The organism is Chryseobacterium sp. AG363 (genome assembly GCF_003610675.1).
In the GTDB taxonomy this organism is placed as follows: Bacteria; Bacteroidota; Bacteroidia; order Flavobacteriales; family Weeksellaceae; genus Chryseobacterium; species Chryseobacterium cucumeris.
Window position 1 is genome coordinate 61,724 of the sequence record NZ_RAQF01000004.1, and the last position, 25,134, is coordinate 86,857.

The following is a 25,134-nucleotide window of genomic DNA, read 5'->3' on the forward strand; positions in this document are numbered from 1 at the left end:
TAAATTTATATTATTTTTTTTGCTTTTAACATAATATAATAGGCGGATTTAATTGAAAATCTAAAAAAAATGAGCCGCGATTATTTGATCGCGGCTCATTAAATATAGTTTTAAACTAATTATTACTCTCTGTTTTTAACAAGAATCCAACCTGTATATTTTATTGGGGTCTTTTCTTTGTTGGACTCATTCCAGCTGATGTGATACCAGTATGTTCCTGTTCCCAATTTTTTATCAAAGTGTTTTCCATCCCATCTGTAGTTGTTGAACCTATTTCCGGTGAACACCATGTTTCCATATCTGTCATACACTACAAAGCTCAGATTTTCTTTATAAGCCAGTTCACTGTAATCTATATAATCATTTACATTATCTCCATTAGGTGTAATCGCATTTAATAGATTAGGAATGGTAACTTCCACGGCAATAGGAGTACAGTTATAAACATCTTTTACATAGAAAGTGTGCTGTCCTCTCGTTAAACCTGTGAAGGTACTTGAATCCTGCCAGTTTGCAGTTCCATCAACTGCATATTTGTAAGGAGCTTTACCTCCGCTTACAATTACAGTTGCTGTATTATTATTGATTTCAATAGTTTGAATTACTGGATCTTCAACTTTTTTAACTTTTACAGTCTGTGTAAGGAAGCATCCGTTCTTACCAAGAATTACAGTGTATTCTCCCACCCCTATATCTCTGATACCTGAGGAGGTAGCTCCAGTGCTCCATTGGTATGAATCATATCCAGGACCAGCGTCCAGGTTCGTTTTCGCATCCATACAGATATACTGATCTACAAGGATTGGAGATTTTTTAATTGGAAGTACAATTAATTCAATTTTTGCATTGGCTGTACATCCCTCAGCAGTTGTTACTTTCACGTATACAAATCCTCCTGTTGAAGGGAAGTTGTTTGGGGTTGTGATTTCATTGATTCCTGCAGTAAGATCATTCAAAGTACGGTAGTATTTTTTTGTAACAGCATTATAGTCTGTTACTTTTGCTTTTGTAAGGTCAAAATAAGCGTAAGGATCTACATCGTACCAACAGGCCTTAATAGAAGCATCGGTTACGATGAACGGTACTACAGTAAGGTTGAGTGTTACCTGTTCACAATCTGTAAACTCAACAGAGTTTCCACAGAATTTATAAACGATTTTATCTGGTCCTAAATATCCCGGATTAGGTGTATAAGTGATTGTTCCGTTTGGATTCACTACAGCTGTTCCTTTGGTAGGCGGTGTTAAAATTACTACTGTACTCGGAACCACAGTTTGAGTGGAGGAAGTAAACGTAGGGGTAATAATTTTAGTAGAACAAGCGTTAAGTGCTTGTGTCGTTTCTTTTAAACAAGTTTGTACTTTATAGATAGGTGTTGTTACAGGAGGACATGTTCCCATGGTTACTTTTACGGTATAATTTCCTGATTGAGTAGGAGTATAAGTATAACTTGTAGCACCAGGAATGGCAACTCCGTCACGGAACCACTGATAGGTTTCATATCCGTCGTCTACCTCAAGAATGATTCCCGGAACACACTCACCTGTCTTTTTCGCAATGACAGGGATTGATGAGAATCCGGCAAAGTACCCTCCGTATCCTGCAGAACTATATCCTCCGTTGATACCTGCTGTTACAGCTTTTGTAGATGTAATCTTAATGTTTCCGGATACACTGTTGATTCCGTAGGTAACCCAATTGGCATTTCCAGCCAGTGGATAAGGTCCGGCTTCAGGTAAAAGAGGAGCATCGTTTAACATGACAGTAGCACCAGCCTCTGTTAAAATATTTAATTTTACGACCAGATCACTTGGTGTTGAGCTAGCACCTCCTACTCCAAGAGGCATTTCATTAATCTTACCGATCTCATCAATTTTTCTTGGAAGGAAACAGTTTAATGGCGGGATATAGTTGAATCCATTGGTAGCATCACTTGCTAACACTCCAATAAATTGATATAAATATACATTTTTTGTTGTTGAAATAAACATGTTGGAATGTCCTAATGTTCCCTGAGCCACATAGCTGGTTTCATTAATTCTGTACCATTCTCCGGCAGCAAGTGTAGCAACAGAAGTACCTCCGCCATTTAAATATACTTCAGTATTATCTTCGGTAGCAATAATAAGACCTCCTTCCATATTTAAACCAGGAGATGTAGATCTTGTTTTTACCATAGCAAAAGTATTCCCAAGTCTGTCAACCGGAACCGATTGATCAAGTACCGGGTCACTTCCTGTTGTTGAAGCAGAGAAGTTGGCATTACAGCTACCATTGGTCAGTGTTACCGGCTTATCAGCAACAATTTTAGCTCCAATAAAACCTGTTTTGTTTCCAGACTGAGATCCGGACCCTGCCAGAATGAAAGATTGTCCTTTTTGTAGAGTAAAAGTCTGAGTATTTCCAGTGGGGCTGCCGTTAATAAAAACGACTCCTGCAGTTGGGTTCCATGATACGGTTACATTGGTATTGTCTTCTGTAGCAAGCACACCTGCTGTAAAATTCTGAATACTGCTGGTATTGGTGTTAGGGGCGGCTGCAACAAAAAACTTTTTTCCAATTCCGGCCTTTCCTTTACTGGTTATTACTTCCCCGTGAACACTCTGAGCCAGTCTTAAACTACAGTAAAAAGGTTTGGCTGCTTTTAAATAAAGCCCTTTGTTTCCCACAATGAATGCTTCAGTAGATGTTCCTGTGGAAATAAGGCTGTTGGTAACCTTATAGGTCTGTGGGCTACCTTTACTGATAGTAACAGTGGTAAGCACAATATTGTTGTTGTAAATGGTTACGTCAAAAGGAGTGTCTGAATCAGTAGAAAGGTATATCATATTGGTATACCCTCCAACACTGTCATAATAAGGAGCAATCCAATGCTCGGTATCCCTTTGTGCAAAGAGTGTATTAATTGTTAAAAAAATTAATACCAAACTGAGTAGAAATCTTTTCATGAGTATGGAATTAGGATTTCTACAAAAATAAAATAAAAAATGAAATACTTTTAATAAAATTTAAATAAATGTTAAATATACGCCTTCGGTTTTTAATCAAAAACCCTGTTAGGTATGAAACTGGTAATAGACTCTTGAGCGTAACCATGGTGATTATCTGGTAATAATTCTTTTTTCGGTGAATTTTTTAGTCTGTTAATTTTTTCGGATGTATGACCGCATTATTGAGTGAAAGTAATGGTAATAAAAAATCCCGATGAAATTTTCACCGGGACTCTATATTCTTTTGAAACAGTCAGCTTATAGGCTTACTCTTACAAATCCTGTTACTTTTAAGTCTGCGTTTACAGATTTTACGTAATCAGCAACTGAGATACTTCCGTCTTTAATGAAATCCTGGTGTACCAAAGTGTTGTCTTTGTAGAATCTCTGCATTTTACCTTTCAGGATGTTGTCGATAATGTTGGCAGGCTTACCTTCTTCAGTAAGTTTGTGTCTTTCAATCTCTAACTCTCTGTCGATAGTTTCCTGAGAAACTGCAGTTTCGTCAAGAGCAATTGGGTTCATTGCAGCAACCTGCATAGAAACAGCTTTAGCAGCTTCTTCAGCTCCGTCTACTTTTGCAGAAAGAGAAGTGATAGCAGCAATTTTGTTTCCAGCATGGATGTAAGCTCCTAAGAAATCTCCCTGGATTCTTTCGAAAGATCCGATTTCGATTTTCTCACCGATAACTCCTGTTTGCTCAACTAATTTCTCAGCAACAGTGATTCCGTGGAAATCTGTAGCTAAAAGCTCTTCTTTAGTAGCAGCGAAAATAGCCATTTCAGCTAATTCGTAAGCTAGCTCAACGAATGCTTCGTTTTTAGCAACGAAGTCAGTTTCACAATTTAAAGAAATTACAGCACCTAAAGTGTTGTCTTCATTTACTCTTGCGATTACTGCCCCTTCAGTAGACTCTCTGTCAGCTCTGTTAGCAGCAACTTTTTGTCCTTTTTTTCTAAGGATATCTACCGCTTTTTCGAAGTCTCCTTCAGCTTCAACTAGAGCTTTCTTGCAGTCCATCATACCTGCACCTGTTTGGTTTCTTAATTTAGCTACGTCTGCAGCAACTGGTGTATAAGACATAATATCTATTATTTTTTATTTAAGATTAGTATTAATTTTTAGCTTAATTTTAGAGCAGTGCAAAGATAATGATTTTAATGATAAACTAAAAAATGACTTTTCACGTTATTAATATATTTAATACTATTTTAAAGGTTTGATTAATGAAAAAAATCTTCTTCCTTCTATTTATATGCATTTTTGCTCTAGGTTTTTCTCAAAAAAAGAAAAAAACAAAATCTAAAGCTGTTGTTGAAAAAGAAACTGTAATTATCTATACCGAACAGGAAGCTGAGATTTCAAAGGAGGCAAGAGTCATTGCCGGATTTTTGAAACAGAACCCCGGTCATGCTAAAACTGACTATTTCAAAAGAAAGCTGATTGATATTATTATGGCAGATAATTCGCCGGAAGCAAAGCCTACAATCAGACCAATCAGTAAAGAGAAAATTGAAAATATTGTAAAAAATAATGAACTGAATAGTGGTAAAACACTTGCTGCAAATAAAACAAACACAGTAAACGGTAAGGCTGTGTCTAATAATACTGCAGCGGCTATTGAGGCTTTAAAAGAAGAAAGAAGAACTACTTTTGCATCGGTGGGATCTGCAGGTACAGCAAAAACGGCAGGAACATCTAAAGCTGAGCCAAGTGAGGAAGGGAAAAGGAGAGCAGCGATGCTTACTCATCTTTTTAATAATGATATCAACAAAAGTGAAGCTTATATCAATATTAAGAATAGGTCGTCCTGTAATCTTATAGTTAAGATCAGCGGGAAAAAATATTACAATTTAACGGTTCCAGCAAAAGGAGAAAATTTTATCCTGGTTGATAAGGGAGAGTACGTAATGACCACATCAGTCTGTGATGCAAAATATTCATCTGTAAAGAAAATTACTCAGGATATTGAAATTGCCCTGAATGTTTCGGAATAGAATAAATAAGAAGAAAACTAAAGAAAAAAGGTTAAGAAAAATTCTTAACCTTTTTATTTTTTATCCTTTAAACTGGCCCATTGCAATGAATTTGTCCTGTCTTTGGGTTTCAAGCTCCTGACCTGTAAATTTGGAGAAAGCTTTGATATTCTGTAAAATTGAATTTTTCAGGTTTAAATAGGTTGTCTCCTGATCATAATGAGCACCTCCAAGCGGTTCCTCAATGATTCCGTCTATGAACTTTTCTCTTAAGGCATCTGCCGGAGTAAGATTTAATGCGTTGGCGGCATCTTCTTTGTGATCCCAGTTTCTCCATAAGATAGAAGAACAGCTTTCTGGTGCAATTACTGTATACCACGTGTTTTCCAACATATACACTTTATTTCCAACACCTATTCCTAATGCCCCACCACTGGCACCTTCTCCGATGATGTAAGTGAAGATTGGAGTTTTCAGCTGAACCATTTCAAAAATATTTCTTGCAATAGCTTCACCTTGCCCTCTTTCTTCAGCTTCCAATCCTGGATAAGCTCCCGGTGTATCTACTAAAGTTACCACAGGGATATTAAACTTTTCAGCAAGTTTCATTAATCTTAAAGCTTTTCTGTATCCTTCCGGATTTGGCATTCCAAATCTTCTGTGCTGTCTTTCTTTAGTCGTTCTTCCTTTTTGAGTCCCTATGATCATTACTTTCTGACCATCAAGGGTAATCAATCCTCCAATCATTGCCGGATCATCAGCGAAATTTCTGTCTCCATGAAGTTCTAAGAAACTGCCTTTGTCTGCCATTCCGTTGATATAGTCCAGTGTATAAGGACGATCCGGGTGACGGGACAGTTGTACTCTTTGCCAAGGTGTAAGATTTCCATAGATTTCTTTTTTCTTTTCTAAAATCTTATCCTCAATCTGGCTGCATGCTAATTTTACATCAACACCACTTTCTTCTCCTACTAAAGAACACGTCTGGTATTGGTCCATCAATTCTTTGATAGGAAGTTCGAAACTTAAATATTCCATTTCTTGAAGTAAATTAAATCTTTCAAATGTATGAAAAATTATGGTTATTCTATTTAAAATTATTTATAGCATTGTTTATTCTGGAGATACTTTCCTCTTTACCAAGGATTTCCAGAATATCCGGAACGTCCGGTCCTTTCAGTTCTCCTACTAAAGATAATCGTAACGGCATCATTACTTTACCCATTCCTAATCCTTTGTTTTCAGCAAAATCATGCATGGTTTGTTTTAATGTTTCAGCAACAAAGTCTGTAGCTTCAAATGAAGCAGCCAATTCTCCTAAAATTGCTGATGTTTCTTCATTCCAAGCCTTTTTTGAGGCCTTTTCATCATATGAAGTAGGAGCTTCAAAGAAGAATTTTCCGCTCTCATAGATGTCTTTCGGGAAAGTGGCTCTTTCTTTCATCAGATGAATTACTTTCAATAGTTTTTCATCAGAAGCACCGGAAAGATCAAGATCTGTGTTTTTCAGAATCTGAAGAAGCTCTTCATCAGATTTCATCTGAATATATTGGTGGTTGAACCATTCAGATTTTTCTTTGCTGAATCTTGCTCCCGCTTTATGTACTTTATGAAGATCGAATTCCCTGATCATTTCATCCAAAGGAAGTATTTCTTTATCATCTGCAGGAGACCAGCCTAATAAAGCAACCATATTAATGAAAGCGTCAGGAAGATATCCGTTTTCTCTGTATCCTTTAGAAATTACCCCTGTAGCAGGATCTTTAAAGTCAAGAGGGAATACCGGGAATCCGAATTTATCTCCGTCTCTTTTGCTTAATTTTCCTTTTCCTTCTGGTTTCAAAATTAAAGAAAGGTGGGCAAACTGTGGTGCTTCCCACTGCATTGCTTCGTATAATAAGGTGTGAAGTCCCAAAGATGGAAGCCATTCTTCACCTCGGATGACGTGGGAGATTTCCATTTCATGGTCATCAATAATGTTGGCAAAATGATACGTTGGCATTCCGTCATTCTTTACCAGAACTTTATCATCTAAAGTATTGGTGTTGACTGAAAATTTTCCACGAATAATATCTTCAAGATTTAATACTCTGTCAACAGGCATTTTAAACCGTACTACATAAGGCGTCTTTTCGTCTAATAATCTTTGAACCTCTTCTTCAGAAAGGGCAAGGCTGTTTCTTAAACGGTTTCTTGTTTTATTATCATAAGAGAAAACATCACCTTTAGCTTCATATTCTGCACGCATTGCATCCAGTTCTTCTGCAGTATCAAAAGCAATGTAAGCATAGTCTGTCTTCAGGATCTGCTCAGTATATCTGTCGTAGATGTCTCTTCTTTCAGACTGTCTGTAAGGAGCGAATTTTCCTCCTTTCTTAGGACTCTCATCAGGAATGATTCCGCACCATTCTAAAGCTTCTTCAATATATTCTTCAGCTCCCTCTACATATCTGGCGGTATCTGTATCTTCAATTCTTAATACAAATTCTCCTCCTTGATTTTTAGCAAAAAGATAATCATATAATGCGGTTCTTACGCCTCCCAAATGTAATGGTCCTGTAGGACTTGGAGCAAAACGTACTCTTACTTTCTCCATTTCAATTTTAATTTTTGCAAATTTACTTAAAATTATGCGTTTAAGAGATGATTTCTGACCGCGTATTGTTTTTTTGATCCTGACTTTTTTATTTATTTCTATAGATTTTCGATAATTACGGTTTTTAAAACTTCCAATCTTATATTTCTGATCAAATTTTTTAGTCATTGATTGTAAACTATAAAATTAAGGTTGTGAAAAATGAATTCATAAATAGTAAATATTGTGTTTAATACGTGTTTTCTTTTGTGAGTGTTTGTACGTTTGTTTCTATAATTTATTTTGTTTATTTAAATCACAATTAAGTGATTGTTTTAATATTTATTCATGGTGTTTTAAGTGCATAATAAAATCACTAATTAATGATATATGTCAGTTGTTGTTTTTATATTTCACCTGATATTGAAGTTTATATTTGTAGGAAATTTTAAAATAATACTATGAAAAAACAAGTTTTATTTAGCTTCAGTGCAGCACTGTTGCTTTTCATGGGGTCATGTTCTTCAGATGATCTTAATAACGAATCTACTCCGGATAGTCCGGCAAAAACGAATCGTTTATCAGCAGCGAAATTTGCGGGTGATGGTGCTTATGATGTTTTAGGACATGGTTTTAATGCTACCGGGGAATATGCCAATGCTAATTCTGCAGGGTTTAAAGTAATTGATATTGATCGTTTTAAATCTGAACAGGCTGCAAGATTACTTTCTGAAAATACAAATACACAGCAGTATCTTGAAGAATATGGAGAAAATGCAGAAACCTATTCTAAAATGGTTTCTACAAAAGTAGACGCTACTGCAGGAATTCCCTTGTTTAAAAAAACAGTATCAGTAGGATTTAATTCTGCAGTTACGACCAACCATAAATTTGATGCCAAATATATTTATGGCAGTTACAACCTTATTATTAAGCAAAAAAGGCTAAGATTCAATGCTACCACAGATATGTTGGCGGACTATGTAACTCCGGAATTTACCCAGGATTTGCAAACGAAAACTCCTCAGCAGATTGTAGAGGATTATGGAACCCACGTTATGATTGATATTTATACTGGAGCTAAAATGGATATCATGTTTCAGTCTGAAACAACTAACGAAAGCCGTGACCGTGCTGCCAGAATTGGAGTAAAAGTGGGGGTAAAATCTATCTTTGATGTTGATGTAACCAATGATGTGAATACTTCGGAATCATCTATGAATTACTCTAAGAAATTATCCTACAGAACAAGAGGTGGGGATCCTTCAAAAGGTTTGGTTGGAGAGCTGAATCTTGACCAGGATGCTCCAAAAATTAACATTACAAACTGGCAAAGCAGTTCTACTGCTAGCAATTCTGTATTGGTGGAATTTGGAAATAACGGCCTTGTTCCTATCTATAATCTGGTAAAAGATGCTGCCAAAAAAGCTCAGCTTAAGACGTATGTAGATCAGTATTTAATTGATAACCAAATTTCATTGGAGTATAATACTACAATGTTATATGGCTACCAAAATCAGGCAGACAGTAATCATTATTTCACTTTCAATACAAACCTTCAGCCATCTTCTTACTGGACTAATGAAGGACCGACATTTAAAGTGTTTCAGTATAAAGCACCTGATACAGTTCCTATTTATTGCTATAAAAGTACTTCGGGAGCTGATCACTACTTTACCCAGGCAAGTACGTTACAGCCATCTTCTTATTGGAATGTTTATATGGGAGTAGCATTCTATGCTTATAAAGATCCGGGAGCTGGAAGAATTCCTGTATATAGCTATAAAGCTAAAAACGGATCGGATCATTATCTTTCAGTGTCACCTAATTTAGGTCCTGTGAACTATTGGAGCATCAGAGAAGGTATTGCTTTCTATATTCCAGCTAATTAATTTTTGGATTTATATAAATCAATTTGGTTATACATTATGAGTGGAGTCGGTAATTCTGACTCCACTTTTTATTTATCATCAAATAGGGCTTGGGTTTGATGTGAAAATAACAATAGTAATTATTTATTTTTGTTATTTCTCTATTATGTGATGTTATAACTGTTTATTAATGGAGTTTTAAATGATTATTAAATTCACTTATTGATGATATATATCATTATTAAATTATTCCCTCACTTGGTGATGAGTTTTATATTTGCAGAAACTTTTTAATAATCTATGAAAAAACAAATTTTATTTTGCTTCAGTAGTTTACTGATGCTTTTTATGAGTTCGTGTTCTTCTGAAGATCTGAATTCAGAGGTAACGCCTGAAAGTCCAGCGGCAAAGGCTAATAACAGAATGTCTGCAGCTAAATTTGCAGGCGACGGAATTTATGATGTCTTAGGACATGGCTTTAATGCTGCAGGAGAATATGCTAATGCTAGTTCTGCGGGATTTAAAGTGGTTGATATTGATCGTTTCAAAGCTGAACAGGCAGCAAGACTGGTTTCTGAAAATACAAATACTCAGGAGTATGTTGAAGAATATGGAGAAAATGCAGAAACTTACTCCAAAATGGTATCTACAAAAGTAGATGTGACTGCAGGAATCCCTTTATTTAAAAAAACACTTTCGGTAGGATTTAATTCTGCGATTACTACCAATCATAAATTTGATGCCAAGTATATCTATGGTAGTTACAATCTTTTGATCAAGCAGAAAAGATTAAGATTTAATGCAACAACAGATATGTTGGCTGATTATATTACACCTGAATTTGCACAGGATTTACAGGTAAAATCCCCACAACAAATTGTACAGGATTATGGGACTCACGTAATGGTTGATATTTATACCGGGGCAAAAATGGATATCTTATTCCAGTCTGAAACAAGAAATGAAAGTCGTGACCGTGCTGCAAGAATCGGAATAAAATTGGGAATGGCTAAGATTTTTGATGTTGATGTTCAGAATGATGTCAATACATCAGAATCTAGCATGAACTATTCTAAAAAATTATCATACAGAACAAGAGGAGGAGATCCTTCAAAAGGTTTGATTGGGGAACTTAATCTCGATCAAAACACTCCCAAAATCAATATAGCAAACTGGCAGAACAGTTCTACACCCAATAATTCCGTATTAGTGGATTTTGGAAATAACGGGTTAATATTTATTTTTGATCTGGTAAAAGATCCTGCTAAAAAAGCAGAACTTAAATCATACGTTATCCAATACCTTATCGATAATAAAGTAATGCTGGATTATATTCCGGTTCCAATTTATGGATTTTATAGCGGTTCAGATAGAGATCACCTGCTTTCTACATGGGCTGGAACTCCTAATAATTATCAGGCGGAAGGCGAGCAGTTTAAAGCGTACAGCTATAAAGCACCTAATACAGTCCCTGTTTATCAGTTCTATAGTGCAAATGACAGGGATCATTATTATTCCACTTATCAGGGAACACCATGGAATTATACCTATGAAGGGATAGCTTTCTATGCAACAATGGATAGCACAAAAAAACCTATTTATCAATTTTACAGTGGCAGCGACAGAGATCATTACTACAGCACTTATCCGGGAACACCCAATAACTATGTTGCAGAAGGAATTCCTTTTTATGCTTATTAACTAAATAATATTAATATTTTACAATAAAGAAATAGAAATCAATTGTGAAAAATTTCATTAGTGATATGAATTTAAGACTGATATTTTTTACTCGCTTATAGGTAAAAATGTATTTTTGTAGCTTATTAGTTTAGTTTATCAATGAAAAAGCACTTTGTTTTTATCAGAAACTATCTCAGAAACTACAGAAATAAGTTCATAATACTTTTAGCACTGTCATTGAGAAGGGTTGAAACTAAATAATTTAACTTACTAACAAATGAAAATTATTTTCCACGAAAATCAATTGTGCTATAGAGGGACGTCCAATGCTCTTTTTGATTATGCTTATTATAATGAGGAAATGCTTGGTAACGAGTCGATGATTCTTTATCCTAAAAATAGTCCGAATAATGCTGAAGAAGCTATTGAACGTTTTAAAAAAAGGTTTAACGTTGTTGGATATAGCGACATCAAGGAAAGGGATGAAATTATTAAAAAGGCAAATGCAGATCTTTTCTATGCAATAAAATCCGGAGAAAGAGAAACAGATACTCCTCATGAGCTTATTAAAACGGCTATTCATGCGGTTTTTAAATACAACGAACCCTATGGAGATGTTTATGCCTATGTTTCTGAATGGCTGGCCAAAACGATGAGCGGAGGAAAGCTTCCTTTTGTTCCCCACATTGTAGATCTTCCCGAGGTGAGTGGAGACCTTCGTGCTGAACTTAATATTCCGAAAGATGCAGTGGTATTTGCAAGATATGGAGGAACTGAAACTTTTGATATTGGTTTTGTAATGGAAGCCGTAAAGAAAACGGCTCTGAAAAATAAAAATATATACTTTGTTTTTATGGGAACTGATGAATTTGTAAAGAGAAATTTTTTCAGGTCTTACAAGAATATTATTTTTCTTCCACCGACTACTGATGTAGAAAGAAAAGTGAAATTTATTAATACTTCTGATGCATTTTTGCATGCCCGCACGCAAGGAGAGAGTTTCGGAATGGCTGTAGGTGAGTTTTCTATTAAAAATAAACCTATTATAACATGGTCCGGATCTGATGAGAAATCACATCTGGAGATTCTGGGAGATAAAGCTATTCTATACAAAGATAAGCAGGATATCATGCAAATCCTGAAGAGCTTTCAACCGGATGCAGGTAAAAACTGGGATTGTTACTCAGAACTTTTCAATCCGCGGGCAGTTATGGAGAAATTTGAAAATGTTTTTATCAAATAAAATAATAAAGGCTAATGTTGTTACATTAGCCTTTTATTTTGGTCTGAAAGAATTAAAAAAGACTTCTAATTCTCATCTTTATTTTTTTCGTGAAAGATAAATTCAGATTGAGTTTTTGCTGAGGATATTTCTTTGAAAAGGAAAGAATAAATTCATCAATGTTTTTTGCAGGGAAAAAGGAAAGCTCTTTCCAAATGCCTTTATATAAAGGATGAAAGTCTATGAATGTCTTATAATTGTCAGCATTCACCGTTTTCCAGGAGTTTAAAAACGTTGAAGTGTCAAAATCATTTTTATGCCCCCAGTTATTGATCTTTTCTGAAATTTCACTTTCTTCCCGCGCCCATGACTGATGTATTAAATAAAAATCCAGTGGCAGAATTCTGCCTTTATTTGTATTTCTTGCATATTCATATTGAGGATTGTTTGTAATAAGCATACACTTTTCATCAAAAGGCGTAATAACAAAGAATCCCTCCGCATTATGTTTGAATAATGTCACAAAATTTACCTGAAAATTAAAAGGATTTTTTGCAGGGTTCTTTAGTAAAAATTTATTCCCTTTCAAAAACTTTGCTAATACTCCGAAGTCATAAGCATATTCATCTCCATCCATCTGGATATGCCATCCGCCAGAGCCCATTTTTTCTGCCATCATGTTCCTTTGTCTGGTCTCCAGCTCCATTGGCTGCATCCCTTCAATGAAAAAAGTGTCTTTGTAAAAGATGATTTTATTCTGAGTATCCAATTTTTTGATATCACTGAAAACACTTTCAGGAATATGAATATCATTACCTGCCCATGTCTTATTATTGGCATCATAGCTTATCACAATACAGTCCGCATGTTCATAAATATGCTTAAGAGATGTAAAGATGTAACAGTAGTCATATGATAGAAGATATCCTACTTTAATAATATTTTTTTTACTCATTTTTTATTTTATCTAAATTGGAATAAAGACCGTCTAATATACCTTTTATGTACGCTTTCGCCATGGAAATTTTTCTTTTTTTAAGGGCTTTCCTTGCGAACTTCCATCGTTCTTTGGTTACATATTTTAAATTCCCGTCATACAGCCTGCACATCCAGATCCGGTTTCTGGTGATGTAATACTCATAAAAACTGCCTTTATCACTGGCAAGATTGAAAGCTTCACATTGTGTATTGACGGCAATTTTCCATTGGGTGTTTTTAAGAAGCCGCAGACACCATTCAGACTCTTCATAATACATGAAAAAGCTGGTGTTCATTAAGCCTACATCGTCCAATATTTCTTTTCGGAACATCAAGGCGCTTCCATCTACATATTTTATATTGTAGTTGTAATGAGGAGCATTTACATGGTTTTTATCCTGTTCAGAATGGGTGTGTCCTCCCTGAAAACCTTCTTCCGGGAATAACAGCCCACCGTCTGAGAATATTCTGTCACGAATGTTTCTGTAGCAGATTCTTGGGCCAATGATTCCTATATCTGGAAATTCTTTTAAATCGTTATATAACTGACTAATTGTGCTGCGGGATATTTCAATGTCCGGATTTAATAGTAAAAAATAATTCCTGCCGTCTTCAATCGCTTTTTTAATGGCTAAATTATTACCGAAAGCATAACCCCCGTTATAATCACTTAAAATATAATTGATTTGCTTTTGTGAGCCCAGTTGCTCTATTTCCTTTCTGTCTTTTGAATGATTATCTACTACATAAATAGATTGTTGCGAAATGCCTTCGTTTAATAATGAATTAACTTCTCGCTGGGTATCTTCAAAAGAATTGTAATTCAGTATGATAATGGCCAGGTCATCCATTAGTGTAAAATCTTTTTCCATTTTTCAATTGCTTTTTCTTCAGAAAAATTATTTTTAAAATATTCCTCAGCCTGTATTTTCATATCCTGATAATAAGATTGATCCAGTAGTAAAGACATGATCTGATCTTTAAAAATTTCAGGATGATCATTTACCAGACATCCATTTGAAGTTTTTGAAGGGAACCCATCAATCGCTCTTTCTGTTCCCACAATAGGAAGGCCATAGGATAACGCTTCTATGACTTTAATTTTGATTCCTGTGCCCTCCAGCATTGGGCAAATTGCAATTTTTGACTGGTGGTAATACTCTTCCAGGCTTTCTGCAAATTCTATTAAGGTAACACCTTTTCTTTCTTGAATATGCTTGCAAATTCTCCCGATAATTACAATGTTGATATTTGGAGGAAGCAATGGATATACATGATCAAAAAACCACTGTATGGATTGTATATTGAAAATGTTTTCAGACCCTACGAAAATCAGATCATACTTTTTATCACCATCACTTTTTTCGAAATGAGATGGGAAAGAAGGCGGTATATTGATTACTTTTTCACCTAAAAATCTTTTAAAAACAAGGTTTTCATCTTCTGATATGGTGATTACTTTATCAAACTTTGAAAGATTATTGATTTCCTCATTGAAACGTTTTCCGATATCTAATGATTTGTTTTTGTAGAACTCATTCAGGGTAATCCAATCATGGGTATCTATGATTTTTAAAGTATTTTTCATAGATTCATGATCAACTAATCCAGCCCAGAATTCATAATTGATAATGATGGCATCATATTTTTCCTTATTGAAGATGTTAGAAAATTCTTGCTTGGCAAAATCTGTCAATAAGTGGTTATATTCATTAGGCTTTTTATAAAATTTTGATATTTTGTGCTTCCAATATGCGGAAGATGTTTTTACTTTTAATGGTCTGTGTTTAATTAAGAACAGATGATCAACAATATTTTGATCAATATCTGTAGTGTCGTTTTGGCTCTTATAAATCTCAGCGGCTCCTACCAGGTCAATATGATATCCCATTTTTTTTAAAACAGTAAGGGTCGTTTTTGCTCTCGTAGTATTTCCTGCCCTGTTTGAAAATGGATTTTCAGGAAAAAAAAATAGAATTTTTTTTGTCATTATAAAGATGTAATGGCGGAATTAAATTTGTTGATGATGGTATCCCATGAATAGTTTTTTAAAACATAATCTCTCGCTTTGATGCCTTCAGAAACAAGATCATCCTGTGATTGTTGCATATAAAACGTTAATGACTGGGAAAATTCTGTACTGTTTGTAAAGCTTTTTCCGGTTTTACTCTTTTCAATATGAGAATACAAAACCTCACAGTTTTTATTTACAATGATAGGGATTTTCAATAACATGGCTTCTAATGTAATCAATGAAAGGCTTTCATAGAATGAAGGCATTATAAGTGCGCTGGCATTTTCCAGTAAAGCATTTTTGAGGTCGTGGTCTACAAATCCCGTAAGGATAATATCATCTCCCTGAGTTATTTTTTCCTCAAGAGAATTTTTGCCTGCCAAAACGAGCTTTACATCTCGATATTCAGGATGTTTTTCTTTGAAATCTTTAAAATATTCAATCATCATGACACAGCCTTTGTCTTCAACAATCCTTCCTATATAAATAAAGTATTTGGTCTGATAAAGATCCTTAGGGAGTTCACCCGATGCAGCATCATAATCATCAAAACCAATTCCTGCAATTTCTGATTTTAACTTTTTTGCCTGAGGATAAACGCTTTCTACAAAATCTTTTTCAATCTGTGTATTGTACATGATGAACTTTGGAAGAGAAAACAATTGAGAATAGCCATCAAGATAAAACTGAGACTCGTCGTGGGCAGTTGGAATAAGAATGCTTTTGTCAGCAACTTCTCTGATTCCTATATTGGTTGGGTGATATAAATAGGTAAAGAAAATAAAAGCCTTGTAATCTTCTTTTTTCTCTTTTATAAATTGAATTAAATCCGGGGAGAATGGTCCTTGTACTTCTAACCATTCATTGAAATTAAAGTTTTTTTTGTTGTATTTAAATCTCTTATAAAGCAAATAAGGGAAGTTTAAAAAGCTTAGCTTTCTACTATAATATTTATATAAGTTACGGGCTGTTTTACTGAGCTCATTAAATCTTTTTAAATCCTTTTTTAACGTTTTAAATCTTCTTACTTTAATATCATTGATAATTTCAACACCTTCCGGGTAATGATTATCCCAACGTTCGAATTCTATAGCACAGGTTGTAATAATTTCAATATCATAGAGAGCAGACAATTTTTCAGCTAATAATCTTGCGTGAAGTTCTGCACCTCCGTTGATCTCCAGCCCATATCTTTGGACTACTATTGCAATTTTGTCTTTCATCTGAAATATGATAAGCTCATTCGTAAATATAACAATTCGTCTATAAGCTGGCGAACCAGAACATTAACCAATACAATTACTTTCTGCCTTTTTTGAAGAAAGCATTGACTTTCTTTCTGATTTTATTATAAAGAGTTCGCTCGAGATAATGAACTCTGGAATTTAATCTTTCGATTTCGCTTAAATAGAAAACATTATTGACATCACCGCCTCCGGTGCTTTCTTTTTTACCAAAACCATCAATGAAATTCAATCTGATTTTAAATAGCTCTCCGATAGATTGAATAGAAAAATTCTCAGCAATTTGTGATTTTGCCTTTTCTCTCATTGAAGCCAGACTGTCAAAATTGTTTTTGATATACTGGAGTTTTTCAACAGCATCTTTCAAGCTAGGCTTGGCAAGCGTTAAGCCTTCGTCAATCAGTCCTTTTGTATTGGATGTTTTGATGAAATCATACTGGATAAGGAAGCTGTTATTTACATTCATAAAATCCAGATTTCCGGAATAGCCCGTTCCGACAACAATTTTTCCATAGGCCATGGCTTCTGCCATCGTCAGACCGAAACCTTCTGAACCGTGGAGAGAAATCAGAACATCAGACTGCTGGATCAAAGAATGTAGTTTCTCCTTTGAAAAATGCTCGTTAATGATGATGACGTTCGGAATATTTTGGTAAGCTTCCAGCGCTTTCTGAGCATCCTTGCTTCTTTCAAGATTATGAGTTTTCACAATAAGAACACTGTTTTTATCTTCTTTGAAAACTGTTGTGAAAGCTTCCAGCGTAGCTTCCGGATTTTTTCTGATGGTGGTACTCAGAGAATCGAAAATCGTCAGATAGATCTTTGATTCCGGAGAAATATGATATTGGCTTAGCTGAAAATCCTTAGACTCTGCCATTTTTTGGATCGGATGAGAAAATCTGATCACAGGAATTCCTGTATACTTTGTAAAGATATTCACACAGAAATCACTGGGTAACCACAGTTCATCAAAGACATTTAATATCTCAACAACTTTCTCGGAAACTTCGGGAAATTCCCAGGCCCAATAAATAATATTATAATGATCCTTAAGATTCAGATCCTGATTCTTAGAAAAGAAATTGTTGATAAAATTGATATTAATATGGAAAACATTAATAGAAGATGATGACTCGGAGCCCGAATCAATTCTTTCAAAAGTTTCACTGGAATAATTAATCCGGTTGACTTTGATGCCGATTGTTTCCAAAGCGATGGCATTCAGCCGTGTAGCTTCGGAAATTCCGAAATTTCCATCAAAAAAACCGTGATAATTTACACTTAATGACATGGATTATAATGTTTTAAGTTTTTCTTTTACTTCTTCAGGTGAAAATGCTCTCAGACTGTCCACAGAATTTCTGCTTAAAGTATTCCAAAGCTCTTCATCATTATTCAGCTGAATAATAGCCTCTGCGAAACTGTTCTCATCATTGGCAATCAGTACATTCTTTTTATCGGTAAGTTTCATTCCTTCAGCTCCTATATCCGTTGTCACCACAGGAAAAAAGTATTCAAAGGCCTGTCCGATTTTTCCTTTCACACCAGCACCGAATCTTAAAGGTGCCACCATAATTTTCGAATTCATAAAGTGCTCTTCAATGCTTTCCACAAAACCTAAAAACTTAAACTTAGGAAATAGTTTAAGGTCAAGTTTTTCTGCAACATTCCCGATAATGCTTACTTCCAGTTCAGGATTGGTTTTCCAGACGATAGGCATTATTTTATCATAGAGAAACTTTACTGCATCAATATTCGGCTCGTGAATAGAACCAATGAAGGTAATTCCCTTGCTTTCACTGAAGCTTTTTCGCTCAGAAATATCAATTTTAGGATAATGGATATTAGATATTGTAACGATCTTATTTTTGTCCGCATACTGGCTCATAATTTCTTTCTCCTTATCAGATATAGCAATGATATAATCCAGTTGTGGGGCAACGACAGTTTCCAGACGGAAAAAATGTTTATAATTCTTCTTTAAAGAAATACGGGTCGGTTCCAGTTCGATCGCTCTTTTAAACCTTAAAAAATGAATATCCACCATATCATAAATGAATTTGGCAGAAGGTAAAATGGCTTTCATTTTTTTATAAAAAAGATTCAGCGCCAGAGGGCCGTTGAACCAAACGTAATCTATCTTTTTAAAAGAAGACAGGAAATCATAAATATTCCTGTACTTATTGTTCTCTATGTAAACGATAACATTATGCTGCTGATAAAACTTCACATAAGAATCGTCTTCAAACATATGGGGTGCAAATAAAATGCAGTTGTATCCTAATTCTTTGTAAATAAATATAAGTTCTTTTAGTCTGTTAGCCCCGGATTCTTTATCGTGGGCAGGAAAATCTCTTGATGCAAACAGGATTGTTTTTTGGGAAGCGTCATACAGATTAATGTTGACTATATCCTTAGACTGAAGGTTTTTAAGTTTTTCTTTTCTTTCGAAGTGCTTTTTTATTTTTTTTAAGATTCCCATTTGTCAGTTTTTAGTATCGAGTTCAAAAACTTTATTTACCCAACTATCCAAAGTATATCTGTAGTAGATTTCTTCCGGAATTTTCTCGTAAGGTTTTTCAAAAAAAGATTTGTCAAGATTACTAATATTTTTGTTTAAAATCAAAATATTATTGGGATTGTAAAAATCATAGGTTTTAATGGCTTCATTATCAGTTATGATTTTCTTTTCCAGAGACATGGCTTCAAAAACTCTGAAACTGAGTCCATATTGCCCTTCACGCATCAAATCCAGTAGTACTTTTGAATTCTTATAATATTTTGGAAGATCATTATGCGGAATCTTCTTAATGCTGAACACCAGGAAAAGATTCTTAGGCACTGTCATGAACATATTGGTGAGCTGATGCTTCCAGGATTTTTTTCCAATGATCATAATCTGGAACTTCAATCCTTGTTCAATGAGCTTTTTAGCCAATAGTTTTATCAATGAAACCCTTCTGTTGTCATAAGAGGTAATGTAAAAAAGATCCATTTCAGGCTTTTGAGACTCTTTTGCACAATGCGGAAGATAAATATAATTGGTTAATTTTTCAAAGCCGTGTTTTTTAACATCAATATAATCAAAGGAAAATACTTTGTCAAAAAGATAGAGTTTGTCTTCCACAGGAACTCTTTCAAGATTATCGTAAAGATAGGTTACCAGACGGTCTGTAGATTTTCGGATTTTTTTAAGGGTAGACAGATCAAATGTATCAGGATTCATCACCAGAATCTGATCCTGATGCCCTAATTTTTCCAGAGAATCCAGAACATATTTCTGTCTTTTTTCAGTCTTAAGATTTTTGTTTAAAAAAGTTTTGCTTAAAGCATTTACAGCTCTTTCGTTGAAGTTGGAATGAGTAACGGTACTGATCTTTATATGATGAGCATCAATACCTCGCTGGCATAATGTTTCAACAATATACTTATCATAATCCCAAAAATCATAACTAATGATACAAATCTTCATTCAACTAATTTTGCTCTTTTTTTAATGATTCATAGGTTTCATAAACGCTTAAAGATTGCAGGTAAGATAACTGATAGCCTTCTTTTCCGTCTAAAATACCAAGTCTCATTATATAGGCTTTAAAAAATTTAAAAGCAGTTTTAAGATATTGAATCCAAACACTGTACTTTTTTCCTTTAGCAGCCAGTTCTTTCCCCTTTAAAACTCCGTAATGAATCATTTTTTTTTTGTAAGATTCATAATCTGAAACGGAGTAATGGAGTAATTTATTTTTTAAAACTCCAATGGTTCCATTAACCTCCAGAGTTTCATGTACCTTTTTTCCTGCCATATATCTGGCTTTCGATTTTCTGAATAGCCTGAAATTTTTATCAGACTGTGTTCCCGAAAAATGAATTGGTTTCTGGGCAAAAAAGAATTTCCTGTAAAAATAATAGGCATCTTTTTGCCCGGGTTTATTCAGCTTATCAATAATTTCCTGCTTCAGGGCTGGTGTAATTCTCTCATCACCATCCAAAAATAAAACCCAGTCATTGGTTGCAGTATCCAGAGCCAGATTTCTTTGCTTTGTAAAGTCTTCAAATTTATTCTGAATCACCTTTACATTGGGGAATTTCTTTGCAATTTCTACAGTGTTATCCGTGCTAAAAGAATCTACTACTATTATTTCATCGCAGAAATCAAAAGATTCCAGGACATCCTGTATATTTTTTTCTTCATTATATGTTATGATCAAACCACTTATATTCATCACAACGCTTTGTTTGACAGAGAAGTAAGTAAATACTTCCCTAAAATTGTTTTTTAAAATAGTTTTAGTCTGCCAAAGATAAGTTTTAATTTGAATTTTATAAGCGAATCTTTGCCTTTTATATCAATTCTACACAGTTCGTATGGGCGCTGGGTAGGGTAATAATTCACTTTATTTCCAATTCTTACTGCAAAATCAATTCCTAATTCTTTCAAAATAGAAAAAAATGCTAATTTATCATGTTTTTTTTGTGGATATTTTCCATAAGGATATGCCAAAACCTTTGAATATCTTATATTTTCGGCATCGAGAATCTCCATGTTTTTTTTTAGATCTTTTTCTATAAAGTCTAAAGACACGTTTCTTACATTTTCATGGGCATGGCTATGAAGGGCAATCTCAAAATATTTTTTATCCAGACTTCTGATTTCATCAAAGGTCATCATTGAATAATTATTATATCCCTTTTCAATAAATCCTGTTGGAATAAAAATTGTTGCCTTCAGATTATACTTTTCCAGTAAAGAGGGGAGATACTCAAGGTTGTTTCTATATCCATCATCAAAGGTGATGACAATGTTTCTTTTTGCTGAAAGAGTAAGTTCCGAAAAAAAATAGGAAGTATATTTTTTCGAACTCAGATATGAAAACTGCTGTTCAAGATTTTTTAAACTGACGGTAAGATCTTCATGACTTTCTTTTTCAACCTGGTGATACATAAGAATGACCAGTCTGTTGTAGGGAAAGGCAAATAAATAGAGACGGAAATATACAACGATAAATACCGCCAATAAAAGAGGAATAAGATACAGAATCATACTATTTTACTGTATTTTTTTCAATTTCCTGCAACCGTATTTTTTCGTACAGTCGTGTTTTTTCATGCAATTTTATGTATTTCAGGAAGGTGTAATAAGACATTGTTTTGGCAATGTAAAATCCTGGAAATCCATCCAGAAAACCAAGTTTGAAAATAAAAACCTTAATAAACTCAAACATTGGGCTTACAATAATTTTAAATCTATTGATTCTTTTTCCTCTCTCAAACATCTTTTCAGCCATCATATCCGAATATTTATTGATTTTCGAAACATGATGATGAATGCTTTTGTAAGTATAATGATCCAGCTTTCCTTCCATAAGACCCACTTTCTGATCAGTAATCAAAAATTCATGGACTTTATCATCAGAATACTTTGCATATTTTTTTCTGAAAAGCCTTTCACGGCATACATTTCCCCAACCACCAAATCGGATCAGGTGAATCCCAAGATGATTGTTGAATTTTGCTTTATACACATTGAATCCGGTGCTTCCAGAAGAAGTAATGCGTTGTATAGATCTTTTCAGAGTTTCATCAGGAACTTCGTCGGCATCCAGAAACAAAACCCATTCATGGGAACATAGAGCAAGGGCATGGTTTTTTTGTTCACCATACCCATTAAATTTTTTCTCAAAGAATTTTACCTGAGGATATTTTTGAGTGCAAATCTCTTTGGTCTTATCTGTAGAAAAGCTGTCGACAATAATTATTTCATCCACAATATCTGTTAATGAATCTAAAAGTCTTACAATATTCTCTTCTTCATTATAAGTAATGATTGCAAGGGAAAGAGCCATTTATTTATACTCAAGAATTGTCTTCTCAATAATTTTCACACAATCCAGCAATTGCTCTTCAGTAATTACCAATGGCGGTGCAAGTCTGATGATATTGCCATGCGTAGGTTTTGCCAGCAATCCGTTTTCTTTTAATTGCAAGCAAAGGTTCCATGCAGTAGAACTATCAGGGGTATCATTGATAAGGATAGCATTTAAAAGACCTTTTCCTCTTACTTTGGTAATAAGGTCTGTCTTTTCAATAAGCTTCTCTATTTCAGCTCTGAAAAGCTTTCCTAACTCTTCTGCTCTTTCAGACAGTTTTTCATCAGCTACCACATCCAATGCTGCCACTGCTACTGCACAGGCAATAGGGTTTCCTCCGAATGTAGAACCGTGTTGTCCCGGTTTGATAACATTCATGATGTTATCATTTGCTAATACAGCAGATACAGGATACATTCCTCCGGAAAGTGCTTTTCCTAAAATCAGGATATCCGGCTGTACATTTTCGTGGTGGCATGCAATCAGTTTTCCTGTTCTTGCAATACCTGTCTGAACTTCATCAGCAATGAAAAGAACATTGTATTTTTTACATAATTCAGAAGCATTTTTAAGGAAGTTTTCATCCGGAACATATACTCCGGCTTCTCCCTGAATAGGTTCTACAAGGAATGCCGCAATATTTCCAGCTTCTCTGCTCAGAACTTCTTCTAAGGCTGCAATATCGTTATAAGGAATTTTGATAAATCCTGGCGTAAAAGGTCCGTAGTTTTGGTTGGCATCCGGATCGTTAGAGAAAGAAACAATAGTTGTCGTTCTTCCATGGAAATTGTTTTCGCAAACGATAATTTTCGCTGCGTTTTCAGCAATTCCTTTTACTTCATAACTCCACTTTCTGGCTAGTTTTACAGCAGTTTCCACAGCTTCAGCTCCGGAATTCATTGGTAAAACTTTATCAAATCCAAAAAGAGTTGTTATTTTCTGCTCGTATTCTCCTAATTTAGAGTTGTAGAAAGCTCTTGAAGTTAAAGCAAGCTTTTGGGCCTGTTCTACCAAAGCACCTACGATTTTAGGGTGAGAATGTCCTTGGTTCACGGCAGAATATGCTGAAAGAAAATCATAGTACCTTTTACCTTCCACGTCCCAAACGAAAACACCTTCTCCGCGGTCCAGAACTACTGGAAGTGGGTGATAGTTGTGTGCTCCATGTTTGTCTTCAAGGTCAATAAAATACTGCGAGTTTTTTGTTTGTTCTGCTGTTGACATATATTTTGGTTTTCAACAAATTTACGCAATATTAATGATACTCATAAACAAAAATAGAGTAGAGTATAAGGCTGTGATTAGAGTATATTTTGAGGTAAAATGAATCCTCTAATGGAAAATATTTTCTTAACGGATAACAGTTGCAGGTATTCTATCTTTAAGAATAAGAAATTTATACTGAGAAGATAATTTTACATTTTAATTATTCCGATATTGATTTGCTGTTCCATCAGGACTATAATTTTTAAATGCTGTTCCCTAAATAGCTTTTGATTAGGGTTTGTCTTATAAATTGTTCTGGTACGAAATATCAAAAACTTTTTCCATTTGTTTTTCGTTAACAGAGCCAGGTGTTGCCTTTAGTAAAGTATTACGGAGCCAAACTGCCAGACTGTTCTCATAGTGTGAAATTTTACCGATGGCTGAGCTTGTGTGAACAATGTAATGCGCTTTTTTCATACGCAGTTTTTCGTATTGAGTGAAGACTTCATCCACGTTTTTCCCTTTACCAAAAAGTTTTCCGAGGATATATGCATCTTCAACGGCCTGGCAGGCACCTTGTCCCATATTAGGAGTCGTTGCATGGGCTGCATCGCCAATCAGGCAAACACGGTCTTTTTGCCATTGATAAATCGGTTCCAAATCGATAATGTCACTAACAAATATTTTTTCTTGCGGTGTTACGGAAATCATTCTTGGAATTTCGGGATTAAATTCAGCAAAAAGCTCAGCAAGATTATTGGGATTTTTGACCAGGTGCTCGTTAACCACAGCGTACCAGTAAACTTTGTGATCACTAATTTTCACGAAGCCGAAGCGTCTGCCTTTTCCCCAGGCTTCATAAGCGTGGTGATTATATTTTTCTGTCCAATCAGATTCGATGACGCCACGCCAGCATTTTTGCTTGGAAGATCTGAGTTTTCCAATATTTAAAATTTGATGACGTACTACTGATTTAATTCCATCTGCTCCAATAACAGCATCTGCATTAGCGATAGTTCCGTCTTCAAAAGTGAGTTGATAACCGTTTTCCTGTTCGATTTTGGATAAACGTTTAGAAAGTTCAATGTTTTTAAAACCAATTTCTTCAGTTAGAATATTTTGTAAATCAGCACGATGGATGGCAGTGTTGCTTACTCCATATTTACTTTCGAATGTATTCAGTTGTACGTCCGATATGGTTTTGAGCTGTGGATCAGTAATGTTAATAGTTGAAATTTTATGACCTGCCATTTCGATTTTGTGGCGAATGCTTAGTTTGTCAAAAATCTGCATGGCATTATTAGCCATAATGATTCCGGCGCCCACAGGTTTTATTTCGGGTGCACTTTCGTAGACGGTAACGTCCAGATTATTTTTTTGTAAGGCTAAAGCTGTTGTCAAACCACCAATTCCGCCACCGATAATTGCTATTTTCATTGTGATTGCATTTATATTATGAGGCAAAATTAAGGGCTGAAAAAACCAAAAACGTTCACTTAAGTTAATTT

Annotated in this window: 20 protein-coding genes; 4 read left to right on the forward strand and 16 right to left on the reverse strand. The window is 34.8% G+C overall.

Annotated features, from left to right (window positions below; all coding sequences use genetic code 11):
• Nucleotides 1-122 precede the first annotated feature (122 nt).
• Both DEU39_RS16545 and tsf read right to left on the reverse strand, forming a co-directional pair.
• The gene (locus DEU39_RS16545; protein ID WP_120232692.1) at nt 123-2,948 is read right to left on the reverse strand and encodes a gliding motility-associated C-terminal domain-containing protein; all 2,826 of its coding nucleotides are present in this window, start codon (nt 2,946-2,948) and stop codon (nt 123-125) included.
• A 300-nt stretch (nt 2,949-3,248) separates the two neighbouring features.
• On the reverse strand, nt 3,249-4,073 hold the full coding sequence (tsf, locus tag DEU39_RS16550; RefSeq protein ID WP_034692936.1) for a translation elongation factor Ts: 825 nt from the start codon (nt 4,071-4,073) through the stop codon (nt 3,249-3,251).
• A 143-nt stretch (nt 4,074-4,216) separates the two neighbouring features.
• Between tsf and DEU39_RS16555 the strand changes: the two genes are divergently transcribed.
• On the forward strand, nt 4,217-4,987 hold the full coding sequence (locus tag DEU39_RS16555) for a DUF6759 domain-containing protein (RefSeq protein WP_120232693.1): 771 nt from the start codon (nt 4,217-4,219) through the stop codon (nt 4,985-4,987).
• Nucleotides 4,988-5,047: 60 nt separating this feature from the next.
• Here the strand turns inward: DEU39_RS16555 and DEU39_RS16560 are convergent, their stop codons facing one another.
• Together DEU39_RS16560 and gltX are read right to left on the reverse strand one after the other, a co-directional pair.
• Nucleotides 5,048-6,004: an acetyl-CoA carboxylase carboxyltransferase subunit alpha gene (locus DEU39_RS16560; RefSeq protein ID WP_062675714.1), complete on the reverse strand. Its 957-nt coding sequence runs from the start codon at nt 6,002-6,004 to the stop codon at nt 5,048-5,050.
• A 49-nt stretch (nt 6,005-6,053) separates the two neighbouring features.
• On the reverse strand, nt 6,054-7,562 hold the full coding sequence (gltX, locus tag DEU39_RS16565) for a glutamate--tRNA ligase (protein WP_120232922.1): 1,509 nt from the start codon (nt 7,560-7,562) through the stop codon (nt 6,054-6,056).
• Between the two features lie 440 nt (nt 7,563-8,002).
• Here gltX and DEU39_RS16570 point away from each other — a divergent pair, with 440 nt between their 5' ends.
• The 3 genes from DEU39_RS16570 (at nt 8,003) to DEU39_RS16580 (ending at nt 12,338) form a co-directional block, all read left to right on the forward strand.
• Nucleotides 8,003-9,433, forward strand: a complete 1,431-nt coding sequence (locus tag DEU39_RS16570; RefSeq protein ID WP_120232694.1) for an MAC/perforin domain-containing protein — start codon at nt 8,003-8,005, stop codon at nt 9,431-9,433.
• Nucleotides 9,434-9,712: 279 nt separating this feature from the next.
• Complete coding sequence (locus DEU39_RS16575; RefSeq protein ID WP_062675716.1) at nt 9,713-11,113, forward strand: MAC/perforin domain-containing protein; 1,401 nt, start codon at nt 9,713-9,715, stop codon at nt 11,111-11,113.
• A 259-nt stretch (nt 11,114-11,372) separates the two neighbouring features.
• Nucleotides 11,373-12,338 carry a hypothetical protein gene (locus DEU39_RS16580; RefSeq protein ID WP_120232695.1) on the forward strand — a complete coding sequence of 322 codons (966 nt, stop codon included), beginning with the start codon at nt 11,373-11,375 and terminating at the stop codon, nt 12,336-12,338.
• Between the two features lie 52 nt (nt 12,339-12,390).
• On the opposite strand, the gene DEU39_RS16585 is transcribed toward DEU39_RS16580, so the two are convergent.
• From DEU39_RS16585 to DEU39_RS16640, 12 genes are all read right to left on the reverse strand, one after another.
• The gene (locus DEU39_RS16585) at nt 12,391-13,272 is read right to left on the reverse strand and encodes a hypothetical protein (RefSeq protein WP_120232696.1); all 882 of its coding nucleotides are present in this window, start codon (nt 13,270-13,272) and stop codon (nt 12,391-12,393) included.
• Complete coding sequence (locus tag DEU39_RS16590) at nt 13,265-14,167, reverse strand: glycosyltransferase family 2 protein (protein WP_228436818.1); 903 nt, start codon at nt 14,165-14,167, stop codon at nt 13,265-13,267. Before DEU39_RS16590 ends, DEU39_RS16585 begins: the two co-directional genes overlap by 8 nt.
• Complete coding sequence (locus DEU39_RS16595; protein ID WP_120232697.1) at nt 14,146-15,285, reverse strand: glycosyltransferase family 4 protein; 1,140 nt, start codon at nt 15,283-15,285, stop codon at nt 14,146-14,148. Before DEU39_RS16595 ends, DEU39_RS16590 begins: the two co-directional genes overlap by 22 nt.
• Nucleotides 15,285-16,532: a glycosyltransferase family 4 protein gene (locus DEU39_RS16600; RefSeq protein WP_062675720.1), complete on the reverse strand. Its 1,248-nt coding sequence runs from the start codon at nt 16,530-16,532 to the stop codon at nt 15,285-15,287. The genes DEU39_RS16595 and DEU39_RS16600 overlap by 1 nt, the downstream gene beginning before the upstream one ends.
• Before the next feature lie 76 nt (nt 16,533-16,608).
• Nucleotides 16,609-17,844, reverse strand: a complete 1,236-nt coding sequence (locus DEU39_RS16605; protein ID WP_120232698.1) for a glycosyltransferase — start codon at nt 17,842-17,844, stop codon at nt 16,609-16,611.
• A 3-nt stretch (nt 17,845-17,847) separates the two neighbouring features.
• Entirely contained in the window at nt 17,848-19,035 is a 1,188-nt protein-coding gene (locus DEU39_RS16610) for a glycosyltransferase family 4 protein (protein WP_120232699.1), read from the reverse strand.
• A gap of 3 nt (nt 19,036-19,038) precedes the next feature.
• Nucleotides 19,039-20,025 (reverse strand): hypothetical protein, encoded by a 987-nt coding sequence (locus tag DEU39_RS16615; protein ID WP_062675723.1) that lies wholly within the window; start codon nt 20,023-20,025, stop codon nt 19,039-19,041.
• A gap of 4 nt (nt 20,026-20,029) precedes the next feature.
• Entirely contained in the window at nt 20,030-20,776 is a 747-nt protein-coding gene (locus DEU39_RS16620) for a glycosyltransferase family 2 protein (protein WP_062675724.1), read from the reverse strand.
• A gap of 53 nt (nt 20,777-20,829) precedes the next feature.
• A complete protein-coding gene (locus DEU39_RS16625) occupies nt 20,830-21,594 on the reverse strand; it encodes a polysaccharide deacetylase family protein (protein WP_120232700.1) in 765 nt (254 codons plus the stop codon).
• A gap of 1 nt (nt 21,595) precedes the next feature.
• The gene (locus tag DEU39_RS16630) at nt 21,596-22,396 is read right to left on the reverse strand and encodes a glycosyltransferase family 2 protein (RefSeq protein ID WP_062675726.1); all 801 of its coding nucleotides are present in this window, start codon (nt 22,394-22,396) and stop codon (nt 21,596-21,598) included.
• The gene (gene rocD / locus DEU39_RS16635) at nt 22,397-23,644 is read right to left on the reverse strand and encodes an ornithine--oxo-acid transaminase (protein WP_062675727.1); all 1,248 of its coding nucleotides are present in this window, start codon (nt 23,642-23,644) and stop codon (nt 22,397-22,399) included.
• Between the two features lie 285 nt (nt 23,645-23,929).
• The gene (locus DEU39_RS16640; RefSeq protein ID WP_120232701.1) at nt 23,930-25,063 is read right to left on the reverse strand and encodes an FAD-dependent oxidoreductase; all 1,134 of its coding nucleotides are present in this window, start codon (nt 25,061-25,063) and stop codon (nt 23,930-23,932) included.
• Between the last annotated feature and the right edge of the window lie 71 nt (nt 25,064-25,134).

Excerpts from the sequence above, each read along its gene's own strand:
- DEU39_RS16545 (WP_120232692.1), bottom strand. The coding sequence starts at position 2,948 with ATGAAAAGATTTCTACTCAGTTTGGTATTAATTTTTTTAACAATTAAT.
- tsf (WP_034692936.1), bottom strand. The coding sequence starts at position 4,073 with ATGTCTTATACACCAGTTGCTGCAGACGTAGCTAAATTAAGAAACCAA.
- DEU39_RS16555 (WP_120232693.1), top strand. The coding sequence starts at position 4,217 with ATGAAAAAAATCTTCTTCCTTCTATTTATATGCATTTTTGCTCTAGGT.
- DEU39_RS16560 (WP_062675714.1), bottom strand. The coding sequence starts at position 6,004 with ATGGAATATTTAAGTTTCGAACTTCCTATCAAAGAATTGATGGACCAA.
- gltX (WP_120232922.1), bottom strand. The coding sequence starts at position 7,562 with ATGGAGAAAGTAAGAGTACGTTTTGCTCCAAGTCCTACAGGACCATTA.
- DEU39_RS16570 (WP_120232694.1), top strand. The coding sequence starts at position 8,003 with ATGAAAAAACAAGTTTTATTTAGCTTCAGTGCAGCACTGTTGCTTTTC.
- DEU39_RS16575 (WP_062675716.1), top strand. The coding sequence starts at position 9,713 with ATGAAAAAACAAATTTTATTTTGCTTCAGTAGTTTACTGATGCTTTTT.
- DEU39_RS16580 (WP_120232695.1), top strand. The coding sequence starts at position 11,373 with ATGAAAATTATTTTCCACGAAAATCAATTGTGCTATAGAGGGACGTCC.
- DEU39_RS16585 (WP_120232696.1), bottom strand. The coding sequence starts at position 13,272 with ATGAGTAAAAAAAATATTATTAAAGTAGGATATCTTCTATCATATGAC.
- DEU39_RS16590 (WP_228436818.1), bottom strand. The coding sequence starts at position 14,167 with ATGGAAAAAGATTTTACACTAATGGATGACCTGGCCATTATCATACTG.
- DEU39_RS16595 (WP_120232697.1), bottom strand. The coding sequence starts at position 15,285 with ATGACAAAAAAAATTCTATTTTTTTTTCCTGAAAATCCATTTTCAAAC.
- DEU39_RS16600 (WP_062675720.1), bottom strand. The coding sequence starts at position 16,532 with ATGAAAGACAAAATTGCAATAGTAGTCCAAAGATATGGGCTGGAGATC.
- DEU39_RS16605 (WP_120232698.1), bottom strand. The coding sequence starts at position 17,844 with ATGTCATTAAGTGTAAATTATCACGGTTTTTTTGATGGAAATTTCGGA.
- DEU39_RS16610 (WP_120232699.1), bottom strand. The coding sequence starts at position 19,035 with ATGGGAATCTTAAAAAAAATAAAAAAGCACTTCGAAAGAAAAGAAAAA.
- DEU39_RS16615 (WP_062675723.1), bottom strand. The coding sequence starts at position 20,025 with ATGAAGATTTGTATCATTAGTTATGATTTTTGGGATTATGATAAGTAT.
- DEU39_RS16620 (WP_062675724.1), bottom strand. The coding sequence starts at position 20,776 with ATGAATATAAGTGGTTTGATCATAACATATAATGAAGAAAAAAATATA.
- DEU39_RS16625 (WP_120232700.1), bottom strand. The coding sequence starts at position 21,594 with ATGATTCTGTATCTTATTCCTCTTTTATTGGCGGTATTTATCGTTGTA.
- DEU39_RS16630 (WP_062675726.1), bottom strand. The coding sequence starts at position 22,396 with ATGGCTCTTTCCCTTGCAATCATTACTTATAATGAAGAAGAGAATATT.
- rocD (WP_062675727.1), bottom strand. The coding sequence starts at position 23,644 with ATGTCAACAGCAGAACAAACAAAAAACTCGCAGTATTTTATTGACCTT.
- DEU39_RS16640 (WP_120232701.1), bottom strand. The coding sequence starts at position 25,063 with ATGAAAATAGCAATTATCGGTGGCGGAATTGGTGGTTTGACAACAGCT.